The following is a 539-nucleotide window of genomic DNA, read 5'->3' as shown; positions in this document are numbered from 1 at the left end:
CACCCGAAGTCGGTGGGGTAACCCGCAAGGGAGCCAGCCGCCGAAGGTGGGGTAGATGATTGGGGTGAAGTCGTAACAAGGTAGCCGTATCGGAAGGTGCGGCTGGATCACCTCCTTTCTATGGAGAATCGTTTYCTGMAACGGAAACATTCGAACAGTCGCTTAGCTTGCTRAGCGACTAAGGCGACAGTTGTTTCGTAAGAARCAACGTTAGCCRAAATTTCTTCACTCGTTGTCAGTTTTGGAAGGATAATACCTTTCAGCGCTCTCAGTGTTTCTTCGAAACACCTGACGCGTGGATGTTTCTGACGAAACATCCGTTGTTCCTTGAAAACTAGATAGCGAAACGAAAYGTAAGAGCTTAGAAACATCCGATGTTCTTCTTAGYAATAAGAGAACAACGTTTTATAATTAGCTGGTTAAGCTAATAAGAGCGCACGGAGGATGCCTAGGCACTAGGAGCCGAAGAAGGACGTGGCGAACGACGAAATGCCTCGGGGAGCCGTATGCAGGCTTTGATCCGGGGATGTCCGAATGGG

The 539-nt window shown here is 49.1% G+C and carries 2 rRNA genes; both read left to right on the top strand.

Features of this window, described 5'->3' with window-relative positions:
- Positions 1 to 118: ribosomal RNA gene (locus tag AC1DOK_RS24525) — 16S ribosomal RNA — on the top strand; the annotation flags it as partial.
- A 299-nt stretch (positions 119 to 417) separates the two neighbouring features.
- Positions 418 to 539: ribosomal RNA gene (locus AC1DOK_RS24520) — 23S ribosomal RNA — on the top strand; the annotation flags it as partial.

Source organism: Paenibacillus sp. P5_B5 (genome assembly GCF_056400365.1).
This window is presented reverse-complemented; position numbering and strand designations above follow the sequence as displayed.